This is a genomic window from Companilactobacillus furfuricola (assembly GCF_003946325.1).
Classification (GTDB): domain Bacteria; phylum Bacillota; class Bacilli; order Lactobacillales; family Lactobacillaceae; genus Companilactobacillus; species Companilactobacillus furfuricola.
This window is the reverse complement of record NZ_RHNT01000093.1, coordinates 1-1,519: the sequence shown is the minus strand read 5'-3', so window position 1 is coordinate 1,519 and position 1,519 is coordinate 1. Positions and strand designations below refer to the sequence as shown.

The following is a 1,519-nucleotide window of genomic DNA, read 5'->3' as shown; positions in this document are numbered from 1 at the left end:
AAGTCTAAAGCAAAGTACTGAGCTGATGTACAAGAATCGACTAATAGGCCGGAAATGCAGGATAAGTTTGCCCAACACAACGAAGTCCTATACTACTCGAAAGTATTTCCGGTAGAGTCGGCAGCTACATGGTACGAAAGTTAACGCTCTTACCCGAGGAGGTCTGTCATATACGTCACAGGTGATAGTTCTGGACAAACTAGGCAGTGATGTCTAGCTGAATATGGCAGAAGTCAGCAGAGGTCATAGTAGTCGTTTGCGACGAAGGACCGAACATTAGTAACTTTTATGGATATTGGAGGTAGAAATGGTGCGAAAATCGCAGAAAACAGGCAGTAAGTCTGGCCAACTGGGGACTGTTGGTTTGGAAAATCAAGGAAAACCAGAGGTGCGTAGCGCCGTTTCTGGTGAAAGTACAATTAAAAGTGGCATTTCGCTCAAAGAACAAATCCTAAGTAGAGATAATCTTAATCTAGCATATCAACGGGTCTATAGAAATAAGGGCGCACAAGGAATAGACGGTATGACTGTCTATGACCTGAAAGACTACATTAAGAAGAACAAAACTCAACTAATGAAGTCACTGAACGACCTAACATATAAACCTAAACCTGTCAGAAGGGTTGAAATACCTAAACCTGATGGATCTATGCGGAAATTAGGAGTACCGACGGTAATCGACCGTCTGATACAACAGGCAGTTGCGCAAGCAATGATGCCTGTATTTGAGAATATATTCTCAGACAATAGTTTTGGATTTAGACCAAATCGAAGTGCTCATGACGCAATAAATCGCGTTACTGAGTTTTATGACCAAGGCTACCATGTAGTGATAGACCTTGACTTGAAAGCATACTTCGACACAGTCAACCACGATTTACTTATGAAGTTCATCAAACAGTATATTGATGATGAGTGGTTGTTGCGTATGATACGCAAATTCCTAACGAGTGGCGTAATGGACGGCAAGCTATTCCAAAAGTCCACTGAGGGAACTCCTCAGGGTGGAAATCTTTCACCGCTCTTAGCTAATATCTATCTAAATGAACTCGACAAGATACTTACGTCCCGTGGACATAAGTTCGTTCGCTATGCCGATGACTGTAATATTTACGTTAAAAGTAAACGAGCAGGTGAACGTGTTCTTGAGAGTGTGTCCAATTTCTTGAAAAAGGACTTGAAACTAACTATCAATCGCAAGAAAACGACCGTGGGGAACCCTCGCAGGCTGAAATTTCTTGGATTCTCAGTTGGTGTGTCTCAAAAAGGGGCGTACCCGATAGCGAGTAACCAGTCAAAGAAAAGACTCATACATTCATTGAAGACTATCACTAAACGAAATCGAGGAAGAAGTTTAGACATAATCTTTCTGGAAATACAACGGAAGATGAACGGTTGGCTGAATTACTATGGAATCGCGGGTATCAAAACATTCGTGCAGAGATTGGACGAATGGTTACGTTCAAGAATCAGACAATACATATGGAAATCGTGGAAACAACCGAAAACAAGGTATAAG

General features: G+C 41.7%; 1 protein-coding gene. It reads left to right on the top strand.

What is annotated here, in order from left to right:
* Window positions 1-310: 310 nt before the first annotated feature.
* Window positions 311-1,519, top strand: a 1,209-nt coding sequence (gene ltrA / locus EKM78_RS12330; RefSeq protein WP_125772646.1) for a group II intron reverse transcriptase/maturase, incomplete at its 3' end; no start/stop codon positions are given.